18 protein-coding genes are annotated in these 19,754 nt (G+C 27.9%); all 18 read right to left on the reverse strand.

What is annotated here, in order from left to right; genetic code table 11:
* Window positions 1-26 precede the first annotated feature (26 nt).
* Window positions 27-572 carry a nitroreductase family protein gene (locus tag ACVHXK_RS11045; RefSeq protein ID WP_461206449.1) on the reverse strand — a complete coding sequence of 182 codons (546 nt, stop codon included), beginning with the start codon at window positions 570-572 and terminating at the stop codon, window positions 27-29.
* Window positions 573-642: 70 nt separating this feature from the next.
* On the reverse strand, window positions 643-1,296 hold the full coding sequence (locus tag ACVHXK_RS11050) for a sugar transferase (protein WP_461206450.1): 654 nt from the start codon (window positions 1,294-1,296) through the stop codon (window positions 643-645).
* Window positions 1,297-1,565: 269 nt separating this feature from the next.
* On the reverse strand, window positions 1,566-2,741 hold the full coding sequence (locus ACVHXK_RS11055) for a DegT/DnrJ/EryC1/StrS family aminotransferase (protein WP_461206451.1): 1,176 nt from the start codon (window positions 2,739-2,741) through the stop codon (window positions 1,566-1,568).
* 15 nt (window positions 2,742-2,756) lie between these two features.
* A complete protein-coding gene (locus tag ACVHXK_RS11060) occupies window positions 2,757-3,791 on the reverse strand; it encodes a glycosyltransferase family 2 protein (protein ID WP_461206452.1) in 1,035 nt (344 codons plus the stop codon).
* Between the two features lie 95 nt (window positions 3,792-3,886).
* Window positions 3,887-4,945, reverse strand: coding sequence for a non-hydrolyzing UDP-N-acetylglucosamine 2-epimerase (gene wecB, locus ACVHXK_RS11065; protein ID WP_461206453.1), 1,059 nt, complete (start codon window positions 4,943-4,945; stop codon window positions 3,887-3,889).
* 102 nt (window positions 4,946-5,047) lie between these two features.
* Window positions 5,048-6,115 (reverse strand): glycosyltransferase family 4 protein, encoded by a 1,068-nt coding sequence (locus ACVHXK_RS11070; RefSeq protein ID WP_461206454.1) that lies wholly within the window; start codon window positions 6,113-6,115, stop codon window positions 5,048-5,050.
* Between the two features lie 24 nt (window positions 6,116-6,139).
* Window positions 6,140-7,507, reverse strand: a complete 1,368-nt coding sequence (locus ACVHXK_RS11075) for a glycosyltransferase family protein (protein WP_461206455.1) — start codon at window positions 7,505-7,507, stop codon at window positions 6,140-6,142.
* Between the two features lies 1 nt (window position 7,508).
* Entirely contained in the window at window positions 7,509-8,984 is a 1,476-nt protein-coding gene (locus tag ACVHXK_RS11080; RefSeq protein WP_461206456.1) for an O-antigen ligase family protein, read from the reverse strand.
* A gap of 27 nt (window positions 8,985-9,011) precedes the next feature.
* Complete coding sequence (locus ACVHXK_RS11085) at window positions 9,012-10,718, reverse strand: UDP-N-acetylglucosamine 2-epimerase (protein WP_461206457.1); 1,707 nt, start codon at window positions 10,716-10,718, stop codon at window positions 9,012-9,014.
* Window positions 10,719-10,735: 17 nt separating this feature from the next.
* Window positions 10,736-12,172 carry a lipopolysaccharide biosynthesis protein gene (locus ACVHXK_RS11090; protein ID WP_461206458.1) on the reverse strand — a complete coding sequence of 479 codons (1,437 nt, stop codon included), beginning with the start codon at window positions 12,170-12,172 and terminating at the stop codon, window positions 10,736-10,738.
* A 16-nt stretch (window positions 12,173-12,188) separates the two neighbouring features.
* Window positions 12,189-13,292 carry a LegC family aminotransferase gene (locus ACVHXK_RS11095; RefSeq protein ID WP_461206459.1) on the reverse strand — a complete coding sequence of 368 codons (1,104 nt, stop codon included), beginning with the start codon at window positions 13,290-13,292 and terminating at the stop codon, window positions 12,189-12,191.
* A 61-nt stretch (window positions 13,293-13,353) separates the two neighbouring features.
* On the reverse strand, window positions 13,354-14,346 hold the full coding sequence (locus tag ACVHXK_RS11100; RefSeq protein ID WP_461206460.1) for an NAD-dependent 4,6-dehydratase LegB: 993 nt from the start codon (window positions 14,344-14,346) through the stop codon (window positions 13,354-13,356).
* Between the two features lie 11 nt (window positions 14,347-14,357).
* Complete coding sequence (locus ACVHXK_RS11105; RefSeq protein WP_461206461.1) at window positions 14,358-15,407, reverse strand: nucleotidyltransferase family protein; 1,050 nt, start codon at window positions 15,405-15,407, stop codon at window positions 14,358-14,360.
* Between the two features lie 2 nt (window positions 15,408-15,409).
* Window positions 15,410-16,048, reverse strand: coding sequence for an acetyltransferase (locus tag ACVHXK_RS11110; RefSeq protein ID WP_461206462.1), 639 nt, complete (start codon window positions 16,046-16,048; stop codon window positions 15,410-15,412).
* Between the two features lie 9 nt (window positions 16,049-16,057).
* Window positions 16,058-17,206 carry a UDP-N-acetylglucosamine 2-epimerase gene (gene neuC / locus ACVHXK_RS11115; RefSeq protein WP_461206463.1) on the reverse strand — a complete coding sequence of 383 codons (1,149 nt, stop codon included), beginning with the start codon at window positions 17,204-17,206 and terminating at the stop codon, window positions 16,058-16,060.
* A 13-nt stretch (window positions 17,207-17,219) separates the two neighbouring features.
* Entirely contained in the window at window positions 17,220-18,260 is a 1,041-nt protein-coding gene (neuB, locus tag ACVHXK_RS11120; protein WP_461206464.1) for an N-acetylneuraminate synthase, read from the reverse strand.
* Window positions 18,257-18,958 carry an acylneuraminate cytidylyltransferase family protein gene (locus ACVHXK_RS11125; RefSeq protein WP_461206465.1) on the reverse strand — a complete coding sequence of 234 codons (702 nt, stop codon included), beginning with the start codon at window positions 18,956-18,958 and terminating at the stop codon, window positions 18,257-18,259. The genes neuB and ACVHXK_RS11125 overlap by 4 nt, the downstream gene beginning before the upstream one ends.
* Window positions 18,959-19,012: 54 nt before the next feature.
* Window positions 19,013-19,753 (reverse strand): acyltransferase, encoded by a 741-nt coding sequence (locus ACVHXK_RS11130; RefSeq protein WP_461206466.1) that lies wholly within the window; start codon window positions 19,751-19,753, stop codon window positions 19,013-19,015.
* Window position 19,754: the final 1 nt, after the last annotated feature.

The raw sequence follows: 19,754 nt of genomic DNA on the forward strand, positions 1-19,754 counted from the left end.
GCTGTATTTTCTTGAAATGTAGTTTTTCAATTTAAATAATAAGGTTTGTGAAATTCATTTTTAAAAAAATATTCTCCAATGTTTTTCATAGGATAATGTTCTTTTTCTTCTAAAGCTTCACCTACAGGTGTCATTGCAACAACTTTATATTTTTGTGGAATGTTAAGAATACTTTTTATGCTCTTTTCATCTAAATCTGCTATCCAACAAGTTCCATAACCCTCATTTTCTGCTGCTAGTATGAAGTGTTCCATAGCAATAGCGCTATCTACAAGATACATGGCTTTCCCATCTACCTCACCCGATTCTTCTTTATCGGAAGCAATTACAGCTATAAGTGGAGCTTCTCTTATGGAATTAGCCGCTTCGTTAGTTTTATTAATTACACAATTAGAAATTTGATCTTTTACATTTTTTTCATCTACTAATATAAATTTAAATGCGCTTTTATTCTTCCAAGTAGGTGCAGCCATAGCTGCTTTAATCATGCGATCAAGCTTTTCATCTTCTACCTTTGTATTTTTAAATTTCTTCACACTTATTCTTTTGTTTATTACATCATAAAATTGCATAACATCACTCCTCATTATTATTTTTCTCTAAGTAAGAAATATTATGCAACAAAAAAGAGGCATCTGCCTCTTACATTGCTCCTTCTTTTTTTATAACAATTTCAAATGTTTTCCACATTATCTTCAAATCATTAACTACAGAAAACTCCTTTATATAAGTTAAATCATAATATATAGTTTTCTCTAATTCAATTTCGCCTCTACCACTAATCTGCGCAAGTCCTGTGATTCCTGGTAAAACCTTCAATCTTTGTTTATATTTTTCAGGGTAATAATTAACAACTTCTGGTATTTCTGGTCTAGGACCAACTATACTCATATTCCCAATTAAAACATTAAAAAGTTGTGGTAATTCATCCAAACTAGTTGTTCGTAAGAAAGCACCGACCTTTGTTATTCTGCTATCATTAGCTGTTTGAAATATAAACTCACCGACTTTATCAGGGTCAATATTTAAAACTTGCTTTTTATCTGCACCTTGAATCATTGTCCTAAATTTATATATTGTAAAAAGTTTATCATCTTTACCTACCCTTTTTTGTTTAAATACTGCTGAACCTTTTGATTCTAATCTTATTGCTAGTACAATCACTAACAAGAATGGGGACAAAACAATTATACCAATTAAAGATAATACTATATCTATAATTCTTTTTATAAATAATTGGCTTTCTCTCAATTTAATATTTTCAACTAATTCTGTGTTTATCGCTTCTACTTCCATTCTTATCTCCTCATGTTCCACATCATAATTTTTAACTAAATATTTTTAAATAAATAATACCTTTTAAAACATATTTATATTATAAGATATTTGAGTTAAATTTTCTATCAATTTTTATAATAGTTTATTAAACATTAATTTTTGTGACAGTTTCGTTACAATTATAGTATTGTCATATAAATTAATAATTATAAGACTATACTATTATTTTTGAATTACAAAGGATGATTTAGCTATAGCAAAATCATCCTTTAATACATATTTTATAGCTATTTTTTATATTTATCAAAAATTCTCTTAACAGCATAAATAACATCTTCTACATCCTTATCACTCATTTTAGGATAAAGTGGTAATGATAAAATACTATTAAATACAGCATCTATAACAGGATAATCTCCCTCTTTGTAGCCAAATTTATCTTTATAATAAGGTTGCAGATGTACTGGTATAAAATGTACGCTTGTGCCAATGTTTTCATCGTTTAATTCAACTATAAAATCATCTCTATTTATATTAAGTTTTTCTTCATTTATTCTAATAGTATATAAATGCCAAGGGTGATTTGAATACTCAGCAACTTTCGGTATTATTATTCCATCAAGTTCACAAAATGCATTATTATAGGCTTTAGCTATTTCTTCTCTTCTTCTTTGCATTCTTTCTATTTTATTTAATTGATGTATACCAAGTGCTGCTTGCATATCTGTCATATTATATTTATAGCCAGGATATTCGATATCATATCTCCAAGAACCACCCTTGCTGTATCTTCCCCAAGCTGCTTTGCTCATACCATGCAGACTAATTACTCTTAATTTTTCAGCAATTTCATCATCATTTGTAGTAATCATACCACCTTCACCTGTACATATATTCTTAGTTGCATAAAAACTAAAAGATGTTATATCTCCAATGCCACCAACTATTTTACCTTTATATCTTGTATAAACTGCATGAGCTGCATCTTCTGAAATTAATAAGTTATATTTTTTGCCTAGTTCTAAAATTTTATCCATATTACAAGCATGTCCAGCAAAGTGGACAGGAACAATGGCTTTAGTTCTTTCAGTAATTTTTTCTTCTATTTTTTCCTCATCTATACATAATGTATCTTCATTGATATCTACAAATACCGGAGTAGCTCCCACATGCATTATCGTATTTACTGTAGATGCAAAAGTAAAAGGTGTTGTGATAACTTCGTCACCAGGCCCAATTCCAGCTACTACAAGAGCCATATGAAGCGCTGCAGTAGCACTATTAGTCCCAATAGCATGCTTAGCACCTACAAATTCTGCAAACATTTTTTCGAATTTCACTGTTTTGGGTCCTTTTGATACCCATCCTGATTTTAGTGTATCCACCATCTCATCAATTTCTTCCTGTTCAATTAATGGTAGTGCATATGGTAAAAACTCTTCTCTTTTACATTCTTTTGACATATAATTGCCTCCTAGTTACCTTGATAATTTTGTATTTTTGCCTATATTATTTTTTGATTTAAAAATATAAAATGAAAATAAACCCTCGATAAAACCTAATCCATAACTTATATGTAATATAGGAAAGATTTTAAATATACTTCCAAAAACATCTTTGTTTTCTTTTGATTGTTTATATGAGAAGAACAAATCTAACATGATATATGATGCTATCTCCGTAAGCCATAAGTAAAAAACTACTGTACTAAAAAGACTTAATATGGCACCCAATATATTCACTGATACAAATAATAACGGTACTAAATGACGAATAGATGCTGTTTTACCGTGTTTTTGCATTACCCTAACTTTCCAAAACCCATATTGGAAGTATTGTGTCCATAATTTTTTTAGAGAGCCTCTGCTAAAATATTTAGATTTTATAGTTGGAGATAGCAATATTTCATACCCTGCTTTTGTTACTCTAAAATTCATCTCATCATCTTGATTTCTGACCAACTCTTCATCAAAATACCCTATTTTATCTAACACAGTTCGTTTATATGCTCCAAAAGCAACAGTATCAACATATATTTCTTTTTTTGAATACCTAAATAAAGCGTTTCCAACTCCAAAAGGTGAACTCATTGCTAGTGCAATAGCTTTACCTACTTTATTTTCATTTATTGTTTCTATTGGTCCACCTACACACCCTATATTAGCTTCTTTATTTAAAGCCTTTACGTTATTTTCTATAAAATATGTATCAGCATAAGCATGTGCTCCAAAAATAATTATAATGTCTGCATTCGAATTTTTTATGCCTACATTCATCCCTTTTGGTGCTGTAATACCAGGATTATCTAGTAATCTAATATTATCATATTTTTTTTCATACTCTTTAATAATATCTCTAGTTCCATCATCAGACATACCATCACAAACAAGGACTTCATAATAATAATTATTATAAGACTGATGTATAAAAGACTCGATACATTGTGAAATATATTTTTTTTCATTCCTACATGGAACGATAATCGAAACTGTCTTTAATTTATTTTCAATCATTATATCTCCTCTTGTTCCACATAAAAGATACTTGTCTAATACTTTTTTCAAGTTCTTATTTCGAAACTTTTTAAATTTTAATATATTAAAAGCATCTATAAACCTTGATTAATAATTTTCAATATTTTTTCAGCTGCTTTTCCATCTCCAAAAATATCTTTTCTTTTTTTAGTTGGTTTGAATTTTCTAATTGACTCTAAAATTCTTTCTTTGTTTGTTCCAACAATAATATTCCATCCGTTTTCTACTGTCTCTATCCACTCTGTTTCATCTCTCATTGTAATACATGGTTTTCCCATAAAAAATGCTTCTTTTTGAACTCCACCACTATCCGTAACAATCTTTTCTGCTGAGGATTCAAGGGCAATCATATCAAGATAGCCAACAGGTTCAATTACTTTAATATTCTTGTTAAACTCAAGTCCATAATCTTCAATATACTTTTTTGTTCTTGGGTGTAGAGGAAGAACTATATTTTTATCACTTTCATTTAAAGCTTCTATTATATTTTTTAATCTTTCTATAGAATTAGTATTTTCTGCTCTATGTATTGTTGTTAATATAAATTCTTTGCCTTTTAAATCAAGTTTTTTTATAACACTAGATTTTTGTTTTGATAACTCTTTAAAATTTAGTACAGCATCATACATAACATCTCCAACATTATAAACTTTTTTATCTATACCTTCTTTCTTCAAATTTTCTTCAGCAGAAGAAGTAGGAACAAACAAAATATTTGATAAATGATCAGTAAGAATTCTATTTTGCTCTTCAGGCATTGTCATATTAAAACTTCTTAATCCAGCTTCTATATGCGCTAATGGAATAAGCAATTTACTGGCACATAAAGCTCCAGCGAGTGTAGAATTAGTATCACCATATACTAAAACAAAATCGGGTTTTTCCTTTAAGTATATTTCCTCAAGTTTAATAAGCATTTCGCCAGTTTGCTTTCCATGATTTCCGGATCCTATGGCTAAGTTATAATCAGGTTTTGGAATGCCAAGTTCTTCAAAGAATACTCTTGACATATTATCATCATAATGCTGACCTGTATGTACTAATATTTCATCATGTTGTTCTCTAATAACATTAGAAACTGCCGCCGCTTTTATAAATTGTGGTCTTGCTCCTACTATTGTTAGTATTTTCATGTTTTCATCCTTCCATTCTATCGTATTATAGTGTTTTCGCTGTAATACTTGATTTATACTAATACAAATTATTAATTAATCTATATATCTATAACTTTCATATTATTTCTTTAAGAGAGATAAATACTCTCTTTCTACCGTTTCCATATTATCATCCCAAATAGCTCTTTTTAAAATTATATCTCTATTAATTTTAAAGAAATCCTCTTTTAATTTATTGTTGTTAATAATACTCTTAATATTTTCATAAAGAACTTCTTCATCTATTCTGTTAAGTACCAATCCATTGATTCTATTTTCAATCCATTCTCTATTTGCTTGTAAATCTGAGACAATAATTGGAATGCCACAAGCCATAGCTTCTAACAAAGTAACAGATGTAGAATCAGAAGTAGGAATAGATATATATATCTGTGATGAAATCATTAAATCTAAAAGTTCTTTTCTTGAAACAAAACCTTTCATTTCTATGTCCTCACAAATACCTAATTCTTCAATAAGATTTCTAATATTGTTTTTCTCAGGACCATCGTTAATTATTATTAATTTTAATGTCATATCTTTATATTCTTTTACAATCTTAGAAAAAGATTTTACTATTGTATCAATATTAGAATTCTTGTTCAATGTCCTCAAACTTAATATCTTAATTTCATTAATATTGTCTTTTCTTTCAAAATCACAAAGTATTTTTTCTACTCCCATAGGAACAGTAATAGTTTTACTCCTAGAAAGCTGATTAATTTCTTTAGACATAATATCCGAATCTGATGTAATTAAGTCAGCTCTATTTAATGTAAATTTTGTTATATTTTTATAGAACTTATTTTGTTTAGGTGTTACAAGTATGTCGCTTCCCCATGCTGAAATCACTAAAGGTTTAATTCCTGTCAATGCTGCTATAAAACCATAACTAGTAACGTAATGAGCATTAATTATATCTGGTTTTATTTCCTTTAATATTTTTTTTATTTCTAAAGTACTAAATATGCTTTTCCAATTTCCACCATTCTGATTTATATTATGTTTTCCTACTTTATGGACAGTTATATTTTCATATACAACTGTTGAAAATGTTATAAGGTGAACATCATACCCTTTATTTCTAAAAAAGGATAACCACCTCTTAATATGTACGCTATTTCCATCCCCTAAAAAGCAAATTCTCATACTATATCACCTTTTGTTTGAATTTTATTTAATATCATTCATAACTTCAACTAAATCTTTGGTCAGCTTTTCTCTACTATACTTTTTTATTATATCCCATTTAGGTTCAATAGCAATATCACCCAAAACAAATGTAGAATACGCTTTATATATTATATTTTCTATTTCATTTATTCTAGAAGGATAAGCAACATAACCTGTATTAGTTTCTAAAATCAAATCTCTAGCCACTCCATTTGGTACAACTGCCAAAATTGGTTTTCCTGTTCTAATATATTCAAATATTTTACCAGTGTATATTCCTTCACTTCCTTCACCTTCATCAATTATCAGCAAAAGTGCATTTGCCATACATAGTTGCTCTAAACTTTCTTCATGAGGTAAATACTCTTGTTGCTCTACTACTTCAGGGAATTTGCAACTATAATAATTAACTATATTCATATGTTCTTTCCCTATCTCACCTACAAATTTAATTCTTATTTTTTCCTTATCTATTCTATTAGTTTTTATTAATGTATCAATTGCTTTCAATATCTTTTCAGGTGATCGTCTTCCATATAAAGCACCATTATACAATATTAAAAACCTTTCATTTTTTTCTCCTAAGGAAAGGTTTAAACTAATAAAATCTTTTTCATCATATCCATTTGTTATAATACCAAACTTATTTTTATCTTCCTTCTTATATCTTTTAATAAAATTATCAATTATAGGCTTACTAACACTAATAACCTTATCAGATTTCTTTACAACTTTTTGTTCTAATCCTATATTTATCCTCTCTAGTATAGGCCCATTTTTAATAAATGGATTACTCACCCACGGATCCCTAAAATCAGCAATCCATTTAATAGGTATCTCTTTTGCAAGTTCGTATCCTATTAAATGTGTAGAATAAGGACACGAAGTTGTATATATAACTTCTATTTTTTCTTCTTTTATAATTTTTCTACCTTCTTCAACTGCAAAATCTATCCATCCTTTTTTATCATCAGGTATATACACTAAATTATAAACATCTAAAAACACTTTTTTCCCAATATGTTTTATATTTTTTTTAATTTTATTTTGTATACTGTTTAAATGCAAAAACTCATCTTGAGAATTACTACTGTCAACCACATTATTACTTAACTTTTTACTGAATAATAAATTATTCACTGTACTTATTACATTTGTTTCTTTTATATCTGTCCTATAAATCTTTATTCTTTCCTCTATTCCTTGATTAAGCGATTTATCTATTATACCGTTACTTTCTTCTTTAACCGTTAAGACACTAACATTGTAACCCATATAACATAAATAATTTGCAAATTTCAAAGTCCTTTGCACTCCTGCACCACCTTTAGGTGGATAATAATATGCTATAACCAAAACATTTTTCATTTTATTCTCCTTCCCTTAGTGAATTCATTTTAATAATAATAGTAACTACAACTGTAAAAACAAATACTGGAACTATACTCACAGGAAATGTTGAGGTAATAAAGGCTTGCCCTGTTATATTACCGTATACAAGCAAAGAAATTATACCTATTATTCCAGGAAATATAATACTTGCAAACTCTTTGAATTTTAAATTTTTAATAAAACTAGTAAATAAAAATATAAACAAGCAAGAAAATAAAACTAAAGCAAATATCAATCCAAGCTCCGTAGCTACATTTAGAAAAATATTATGAGAATCAATATAAAGTCTTGATTCACTTCCACCATAATATAAGTATCTATACTTAAAACTACCTAAACCAACACCAAAACAGGGGTTATCTTCTATCATATTTGTAGCTACAATCCAGATAGGTCGTCTACTTTTAAATTGTTGAGCTATCTTAGATAATATCCCTTCATCCTCAATAATAAATTGAATGCCTTCTACTTTTATATCATCTTTAATTTGATTAAATTCCCATCTATGAGTAACATTATAACCTAGGCAAGTAAAAATAATAATTGAAACCAGCAAATACTTTTTAAAATTTTCTCTATCTATACATATTATTAACAATATACATATAAATACTGTTAATAAAATTCCTCTAGATAATTGAGTTGATAAATTCAAGATTTCAATCAGTAACAATACTTTGAAAATCTGATTGTATCTATTGCAAATATTCTTATTTACTGCAAAATATAATATATACGGCAATATAATAATAGTATATCCTAGCATAAAATTACTTCCTAAAACACCGTATAAATGTATATTATTCCCTGAAAAAATCAAGCTATATACTGAAACCGTTATATCAGGTATAGATGATATAGAAACTCCTATACATAAATATGTTATTATTGATTCAATAAATCTTCTATTCATTCCTTTATACGATAATAAAATCAAACTAATCAAAATAATAGAAACTATTGCCAATAATGTTAAATTAAAAGATTCAATCTTACTATAGCTTAAAAAAGACGAAATCATACTTATTATTGTTAGCACAGAATAAATTATTAAAACTCTTCTATACTTCCCTTTAAAAGATATTTGGTCAAAGTCTATTTCATTTTTCTTGTATGCTTTAAATGTACCTACAATAAACAAAATAAAATATAACCAATATACTCCAGTACCAACCCAAACAATGCCTAATCTAAAACATAAATATAAAAGTATTGGAACTATAGGTATAGATAGCACATAGACTTTTATTGTAGTTTCAAAATCTTTGAAACAAAGAAAAATACTAACAATCATATATAAGGTAATAAATATACTACTAATGAACATAAACTTATTAGTAGTCCATAACTGCATAAATATAAATAATTCAATGAAAAAATATAAGCCGAGAATTATAAATAATCTTTTTTTTAAATAGCCCATATATTCTTTTAAGTCTGTAAAAAACTCCATCTTAACCTCCAAGTTATTCCTTTGTAATTATTTTATTAAGTCAACTATTCTTTGAGATACATTACCATCAACGCAATAAAAATTATTTTCTATATAGTTATTAAACTTTTCGTCAAATTCATATTTATCTATATTTTCAAAAAAGTTTCTCAATCCATACTTATTTTTAACTCCTACAGATAATCCATCTTTTATAAAACTTGCAGCATCATCGTATTTTGGTAATTTTATGCACACTGATGGCTTTTTAAGGAGGGCTCCTTCAGCAATAACTGTAGAATGAACACTTACTACCGTATCACACCAATTGAGAAGTTCATATAAATCTTCATCTTTTACAATTCTAACGTTTTTTATATTATATTTACTAATCATTTCCTCATAAATACTAAAATAGTTATCTGCCGGATGAAGCTTAATTATCAGTTCATATTCTTTTTCTAATAAAGATAATGCTTGAAATAACATATCAGTTGCTTGTATTAACAAATCTTTAAAATACTGTGTAGCATATAATATTTTAATTTTATTATCTTTATATTGTTTCGTTACTTTATTATTGTTAACTAATAAATCCGTTCTTACTTGACCCACAACAAATAAATTATCATTATTATATAAATTTGTGTTTTGCATTAGCATTTTCTTATATTTTTCTCCCCACAAAAAAGTGTTGTCAGGAATAATACTCTTTTTATATTTAGTAATTATTGTATAAGCAGGAGAAGTGTCATTTATTACTCCATGTTGAAGAGCATAAGATTTTATTTTCATTCTATGTGCCGCTGCAATAAAACATCTTGGTCTATCCCCTTCATCTGTAACAATGCATTTAACTATTTTATGCTTTTTGATGAATTGTTCAGCAGCAAGAATTTCCTTTAAATCTTCTAAGTATTTATTTTCTATATTATTAAATATGTATTTAATTATAACTTCTTTGAAATCATAATTATCATATGAAAAATCTAATAATTCTATATTATTTAAATTATTTTTAAGAAAACTATTTTTAAGAATTTTTTTAGAAAAGAACTTCTTGTATAATATAAAGGATTCAAAAGGAACATAGTCTTCTTTATATTTTAATGATTTATCAATATAATCAAGATTAAACAACCCTTGCAAATTTATAATATTAAATGAATTATTCAGCACATTTATAACACTGCCAATTTGTGTATCAACCAATTGATTTATATTGTGCTTTTTTATATAATTCACATTTATTATATTTGAAATTACTAGAATATTTTCTTTTTTACTCTTATTAATTTTAAACTTCAAATAATTATGGAACCCTTTTATTTGTCTTAAAAACACTTTTCCTACAATATGCTTTTTTTGTTTTTCACGTGAATTATACGCTAATAAATTACATCTAATCTTAAAGATATATTTACATATATCAAACATTATATCGTCGTCTGTTTCAACATAAATTTCATCATCTATATCATCTAATATATTTTTCACTAGTATAAAACATGTAAGCATATGCTTTAATTTAAGATAAAGTGATGGTCTCTCAAAATAATATAGTGGTATCCCGTCATATACATATAAATCCTCAAGATTTTCATTATAAATCTGCTGAATTTCAAGATTTCTAAGATAATTAAAAGCTATATTATCAATATCAGTATTTTCTATATATTTATCTAATTGTATATTTTCGTCATTTGCGAGCAAAATTTTATTATTATTATTATTATATATAATTTTTGCCATCATATAAATTCTCCTGGTTTTTAAGTTTTTGCTATATATTTTTTTATATAATCTTTGGATTTATATATTATTATAAAGAATACTGAAAAAACAAAACAATATCTTGGAATCCAATCATTTCTAAATATATAAAAAATCAGACTAATAAAAGTTACAAAAATTATACTGTAGAGAAAGTATTTAATATCAAAAATTTTTATCTTTGATATTTTACTTGCTATAATATAATGATATATAAAAAGAAGTATATACGCTGCTAATGTTGTCCATGCTGCTATTTTATAGCCTAACATTGGAATAAATACCATATTCAAAACAATATTAGTGAATCCGGCCATAAAAGTACCTATAGAAATATATTTTGTCTCTTTTTCATAAAACTCCATATTAGAAGGAAAACTATATAAAAAAATGAAAAAGTTAGAAATAATTATAACTGGAACTATACTTAATCCATCACTATATGAACTAGGTGACATTATCTTCACTATTTCCGGTGATATAAATATTATCATAAAAGTTATCATCGAAAAAAGGAAAATATAGTACTTATATTTTTCTTTTATATCATTATAATTTTTAGATTTCATATTTTCAAAAAAATAAGGAACCCACACTTTATTTAATCCCGCCCATATAACAGTCAAAATCAATCCGATATTATATGCAAAACTGTATATACCCCTAGCACTATTGCTATTTATCATAATTCTATCAAACTGTGCTAGAATAATTGATGATAAACTATGCGGAATAAGTGGTATCGATATGGCTAATGCATATTTCCAATAATTCTTACTAATCTGTATTTTCCCTTTAACTATTGTGTTAAAATATAAAATTGTACCTAGAATAACTGCAATAATTACCCCTGCACCTATTTTGCCCATATATTTATTTTCATTCAAATTATAAATAAATATTATTGCTAGTATTACATTTAATAAAGCACTAGTAATCGCTACAGTCAAATATTTTTTATATTTGTACAGCGTGGTGAATTTTGTATTACAAAAATTAATTACAAATGAGAAAAAACTTTGAAAAACAAGAAACAAAACAAGTATCTTATCATTTAATGTAATTTCCGAGATAGATTTTCTAAAAAAAATTGCTGCAAACTGAGCCTTGAACAACAATACTATTATAAAAACTACTCCAAATGATATAGTTGCTAATAAAAGCGTAGAAGATAAAAAATCATCGTATTCACCTTCATAATCAAATTTGCCTCTGCTAACACAAGATTCTAAACCCAAACTAGATATCACTGTAATTATAGAAAGCCATGTGCCATAAAGTGTTATTATCCCGTAGTCACTAGTGCTTAATAATCTGGTAAATATCCCTATTGTTAAAAATGATATTCCTTGTATAAAAAAATTACCTATAGTATACCAAATTCCACTTTTTACAAGTTTATTATTATATAATTTTACACTTAACTGTTTAAGCATATTTTACTCCATCATTCTATTTATTATATTTTTTAATAATACTACAAATTTCTTCAATTTCTTTTTTAGTTAATGATACAGAGCTTGGTAAATTAAGACCTTTTGCAACTAATTCATCAGTAACACTCATATCTCCACATTTATTATCCTTAAATGGTGGCATACTATGCACTGCCATAAAAAACGGTCTAGTTTGTATACTACATGCTTCGAATTTTTGTATTAATTCATCTCTACTCAAAGGATATTCATCCTCAATTACTACTGAATAAAGCCAGAAACAGTTTTCTGCCCATTCTTTTTCCATTGGAACAGTTATTCCTTTTACATCTTTTAAAATTTCATTATAATATTTAGCATTTTCTCTTTTTATTTTTAGGTACTCATCAATATTTTCAAGTTGAGCTACTCCAAAAGCTGCTAATAGGTTAGGCATCCTAAAATTATACCCTATTTCAGGATGATAAAATGCTTTGTTATCTAAAACAACTTTAGTTTGTGTAGATAAAAATTTAGCTCTTTCTCCGTAGTTTTCATCATTTGTTACAAGCATTCCTCCTGCTCCTGTAGTAATAAGTTTATTTCCATTGAAGCTGAAAGCACCCATATGCCCAATTGTTCCAACCATTTTCCCTTTATATTTAGATCCTAAAGCTTCTGTTGCATCTTCTATTACATATAAATTATATTTCTCTGCAATTTCCATGATAGCATCCATATCAACAGGATGGCCATATATATGTACAGGCATAATAACTCTTGTTTTTTCAGTAATAAGTTCCTTTATTTTTTCTACATCCATAACAAACGTATCTCTACAGCAATCAACAAAAACTGGTGTAGCACCAACATATTTTATAGTATTTACCGGAGAAATAAAAGTCATTGAAGAAACTATTACTTCATCGCCTTCTCCTACTCCCATAGTCTCGAGAGCTAATTGAAGTGCAGCAGTACCGTTCATAGTAACTATAGCCTTATTAATTTTTAAATATTCTTGGAATCTTTTTTCAAAAAGGTTAACATAACTACCCACTGAAGATATCCAATTAGTATCAATACACTCTTTTACATATTCCCACTCATTACCTCTTATTTCAGGTATACATAAAGGTATCATATAATCACCCACTTTATTATTTTTTATTAATTTTTTCATTTATCAAAGTTAAGATACGAATCTATACATTATATATATCTGTCTTGAAATATTTCATATTCTCTTTTATCCACTGAACTGTTTCAACCAAACCTTCTCTTAGCGTATATTCTGGTTTCCAATTTGTTAAAGAAATTATTTTCTTATTATCAGCCCATAGTCTGTTCACTTCACTTTTTTCAGGTCTTAATCTATCTTCATCGCATAAAATTTTAACGTCTTCACCTATAATATCTATAATTTCTTTTACTAGGTTCTCTATACTTATTTCAAAATTTGACCCAGCATTTATAACTTCACCTATAGTTTTATCACTTTCAGCAATTTTGATAAAAGCTTCTGCTGTATCTTTTACATAATTGAAATCTCTCGTTGGTGTCAAACTACCAAGTTTAATTTCTCTTTTCCCAGCTAAAATTTGAGAAATAATCGTTGGAATTACTGCTCTTGCAGATTGTCTAGGTCCATATGTATTAAAAGGTCTAATTGTAGCAATAGGCATATTAAAAGATCTATAAAAGCTTTCTGCCATCTTATCTGCCCCTATTTTAGACGCTGAATATGGTGATTGTCCTTGCATAGGATGTTTTTCATCAATAGGAACATACAAAGCTGACCCATAGGTTTCACTAGTAGATGTATGCACTATTTTTTCAATATCATATTCTCTGCATGCTTCAAGAACATTTGTTGTTCCTTCAACATTAGTTCGTACATATGCCATTGGAGACAAATATGAATATGGAATAGCAATTAAAGCAGCCAGATGAAAAACAACATCCTGTCCTTTAATAATTTTACTTATACCATCATACTCTCTAACATCCCCAGTAACAACATTCAAATTATCTACAATTTTTTTATCTAACGTATCTATCCATCCCCAATTGTTAAAGGAATTATACTGCACTAATGCAGTAACTTCTGCACCGAGAGATACTAATTTTTCAGTTAAATGACTTCCTATAAATCCTTCTGATCCTGTAATTAAAACTTTCTTCCCCTTTAATTCCATGTCTACCTCCATTATATATGTTTATGAAATTCTTGATTTGCTCTTTTAAAATCTTCATGTTGCCCAATATCTGTCCAGTATTCTGTAACTTGATACACTCCAGCATTTCCTTCATTTTTCATAATATCTTCAATTAAGTCTGTCATATTATAACTTTTTTCATATGGTATATGTTTAATCATATCAGGGTTAACAGAATAAATACCACTATTTATGTAATAATTATATGTAGGTTTTTCTTTTAAAAAAGTGATTTTATCATTCTCTGTAAGTAGCACTCCGTAGGGAATATTAACTTCATAATTCCTTACACCAACAGTTATATCATTATCATTCTCTATGTGATGGTTGATAAATTTATCAAAATCAAGTCCAGTGAGTATATCTCCATTTATCACTATAAATGGTTTATTAATTAGTTCTTCTGCCAATTTAATTGACCCTGCCGTCCCTAATTTTTTCTTCTCCCAAACATATTCAATATTAACTCCAAATCTATCACCTTTACCAAAATATTCTTCTATTATATCTCCTTTATAGTTAAGAGAAATAATAAAATTCCTAAAACCATATTCCTTAAAGGATTCAATAATTCTCTGTAGAATTGGTTTTTCTCCAATGTTAAGCATTGGTTTTGGAATGTTTTCTGTTAAAGGTCTTAATCTAGTGCCAAGACCACCTGCCAGTATAAATACATAATTATCCTTATCACCATAAGATACTACGTCATCTATAAAGTATAAATCTATCATCTGCCCTTTTTCATTCAGAACAGGAATTTGCCTAATTTTATAATCTAACATAATTTCTTTTACTTTTCTTTTTTCTGTTTCCTTATTTACAAATTTAAATTCATTTATATATATATCATTAACCTTATCTTCAAGTGTACATCCTTTAAGCAATGCCCTTCTTATAACCCCATCAGTAATTACCCCTAAGACTTTGTTAGTAGCATTTATTACAAAAGTTCCACCAATAAGATTTCTATCTATCTTGAACATTGCCTCTCTTATAGTTGAGTACTCGTCAATACAATATTTTTCAATTATATTTTTCATAACTATCCTCTCTTATTAAGTATTTTAGCTGGAACTCCAACGGCAACTACATTATTTTCTATATCTCTTATTACAACTGCACCAGCTCCAATAATTGTATTTGATCCAATATTTACACCTTGAATGATAGAACTACCTATACCTATTAAAGAATTATCACCTACTGTTACCCCTCCTGCCAAAGCTGCTCTAGGAGAAATCATACAGTTTGCGCCTATAACACAATCATGTTCAATAACTGCTGATGTATTAATAATACAATTCTCTTTAATAATAGCTCCCGAATTTATTACAGAACAAGGCATCACTGCTGTACCATCACCTATTGTTGCAAATTTAGATACAATTGAATTTTTATGAATCAAAGTAGGAATTTCAAATCCAATTTTTTTTAATTTATTATATATTTTTTGTCTAATAATTAAATTATCTAATGCGCCCAAACACACAAAGGCATTTTTTACCCCATTATTAAAGAGCTGTAATAATTCATCATCATTACCGATAATAGGGGTATCATTTATATACCCTTTTTTTGTTTTATCCAAAACACCTACTATCTCATAATTATATGAGTTTTCAATAATATCAATAATTACTTTACAATGTCCACCAGCACCTATTAAAACAATTTTATCCATGTAATCTCCCTAATATGTAATTCTTTTCTGAATTAAGCTACTATCTATTTTTATATCATTTAGTATCTTCGCTATTCTTTTACCTGATTTCCCATCTCCGTAAAGATTAACACATTGATTTAAAATTTTCTTGTAATCTTCATTATATAAGGCATATTCAATAGCCTTTTTAATTTCTTCTTTGTTATTTTCAACATCAATTATATTATTGGCTCTAAGCCTACCGTTTTGTCTTGTTCCTATGTTTACAACAGGAAGTTTAAAACTAGGAGCTTCAATTATTCCCGAAGATGAATTACCAACCATAACACTTGCGTACTTTAAAATACTTAAATATTCAATTTGGCTTAAGTTTTTATATGTATTTATAAAACTATATTTTTCACTATATTCATCAATAATCTCTATAATTTCTCTTCCACCATTATCACTATTAGGATAACTAATTATTATTTGCTTTCTCAATTCTTTAACAGCTTCCATAGTTTCTATTATCTGATTTCTTACTTGCTCTCTCTCAGTTGTTACAGGATGTTGTGTCATAATAATAAACTCTGAGTCATCTAAAGCAAATCGTTTGTTTATTTCTTCTCTAGACAAATACTCTGCATTTCTTATGTAATCAAGTCCAGGAGCTCCTACAACAAAAATGTTTTCTTTTTTTTCACCAAGCTTAATAATTCTTTCTTTACTATCTTCATTTGCAGGGAGATGTATATGCGAAAGTTTTGTGATTGCATGTCTTACTGATTCATCTACTGTTCCCGTAACCTCTCCTCCATGGATATGAGCAATAGGGATATTTAAATGTATAGCCGATATAGCTCCAGCTAACATTTCTCCTCTATCTCCTAATATTACTAAAATGTCAGGATTAATTCTATTTAATGCTTGTGAAATTTCAACAATTGATAATCCAACAGTTTTAGCCATTGATACCCCTGTATCAGATGCTAATATAGTTTCTATTTTTTCCGAAATATTAAATCCATTTTTTTCTATTTCATTTACTGTCATTCCATATTCAGGGCATAAATGCATTCCTGTAACAATTAATTCTAAATCTAAATTAGGATGTTCTTCTATAGCTTTTAAAACATAATAAAACAAACCATAGTCAGCTCTTGTTCCTGTTATCACTGCAATTTTTCTATTCATAGGATCTCCTTTATCAATTGTTAATCATTTCAAAATCTATTTGCTCATTCTTTTTAATTTCGGTGTTTGCAACCATTCCAACTAAATCCTTATAATATTTAGGGCTTAATCCTGTTCCTGGCCTCTTATAATCCAAGTCTTCTATGGTAATCATATCACCCTTATTTATATTTCTTGCCGCCACAATACTTTTACGGGCTACTTTTGTTGTACTAATTTCACATTCTTGTATCACTTTTTCACTTGAACCTAATGACATCTCAATAATTCTAATATTGTTAACCATTTCCTTAAATTCCTTTGGTTCAATAGAAGCTTTATGATCCGGACCTTCCATTGACTTATCAACAGTAAAATGTTTTTCAATTATTTTAGCTCCAAGTGCAACAGCTGTAGAGGGTACAATAATGCCTTCTGTATGGTCAGAATAACCTACAATACTATTAAATTTCTCTTTCATGATTTTTAATACATTTAGATTTAGGCTATCAAAAGGAGCTGGATAATTTGATGTACAGTGTAATATTGCAAGGTTATTTTTATCTTCTATCACATTATAGGCATCGTTTATTTCTTCAAAATTTGCCATGCCTGTTGATATAATTATTGGTTTATTAAAACTATTTATGTATTCAATTAATGGAATGTTAGTTAAATCTCCAGAGCTTACTTTAAAAGCTTCAACTCCAATAGAATTTAAAAATTTAGCACTTTCAATATCAAATGGTGTCGATAAAAATGTAGTATTTTTAATATCACAGTATTCTTTTAGTTCACTAAAATCTTCATAGGATAATTCAAGTTTTTTTAGCATCTCAAACTGACTACTATCTTTTTTAAGATTAGCTTTTTGGTATTCTGCCATTTTAGCATACTCTGTAACTAGCTTTTCAGTTTTAAAGGTTTGAAATTTAACAGCATCTGCTCCAGATTTTACTGCTTCATCAATTAATATTTTTGCTAATTCAATATTGCCATTATGATTAACCCCTATTTCTGCTATAATATAGCAAGGAACTTCAGTTCCTACAAACTTATTACCAATCTTCATCATACTATTTCCTCTTTCATTAATAACTCTGCCAGTTTAAAATCAATAATATCATCAATATCTATTGATTTTTCCTTTTCCATAATAAAAGGCATTGTATTATCATTAACAAATATTTTTTCTTTCTTTAACATATCTACAGTATTTATATAAATTGCTCCATTAAAAATATAAAATTTAGGTAAATTTTGTCTTCTGAGATTAGTCAAATCACTATGTAATATTGGTTTGAGCTTATTTTCTTCAGTTCTCCTCATTAATATAGGATTTTCTGAAACTTCGCAGATACTAACTAAGGAATTTTCTTTACTCAAAATCATATTTTCTAATGCCTGGTCTATATCTTTTTCATCTCTTAAAGGTGATGTTGGTTGTAATAGAATTACTAAATCAAAATTTTCTCCATTTTCCTCTAAAAATTCTATCGTATGAATTACAACATCAATAGACTTAGCATTATCATCTGATAAAGATGCCGGTCTTATAAATGGGACTTCTGCTAATGCTTCAACAGCTATTTTTTTTATATTCTCGCTATCAGTAGAAACAATAGTCTTGTCAATATATTTGGATCTTTTTGCTGCTTCAATTGTATAATTAATCAATGGCTTTCCATCTAGTTCTTTTATATTCTTATCTAGAATTCCTTTTGAGCCGCCTCTAGCAGGAATAATAGCTAATATTTTTTTACTATTATACATATCAAACAACTCCATATTAAAATATCTATTTTGTTTGTGTTTAATGCTATACTTTTATTGATTTTGAAGCAACTGCTCCTCTGGTACATCTTTAAACTCTTTAGCTGGATTTCCTGCTACTATTTTTTTACTTTCAACATCTTTAGTGACCACACTACCTGCCCCTACAAATCCATCTTCATTTATAACTTTACCTGGTAAAATCACTGCTCCAGCGCCAATTCTACCGCCTTTTTTAACAGTAACTCCCTTAAAGTTACTATATCTTTCTTTAGATCTTGCTGCAAAGTTATCATTAGATGTCACCGTACAAGGTGCGATGAAGCAATTGTTTTCAATAGTTGAATATGCTGTTATATATGCATTTGACTCTAATTTACAATAGCTACCTACAGTACAAAAATTTTCAACAGCAACTCCTCTACCTACAATTGTTTTAGTGCCTATAGTTACATTCTCACGAATTGTTGCCAAATCAGCTACCAATGTCTTTTCTCCAATAGTGCAGCCACAATAAATAACTACTCCTGCCCCTATTAGACATTCATCTTCGATACGACATGGTGGTAATTCTTTCTCGTCTTTAAATATACTATTTACAGACCTCATAGGTTTTTTACCAATTACTGTATTTTCATCTATTCTAATATTATTCCCTACAACACTATTTTCTTTTATTACAACATTGTGCCCTATAATGCAATTATCTCCTATTTTCACGTTATCTTCAACAACTACAAATTTCCCTATTTGTATATTCTTACCTAGAGCTGCTTTCTCTGAAATATAATTCATT

This window comes from Clostridium sp. DL1XJH146 (assembly GCF_054819755.1).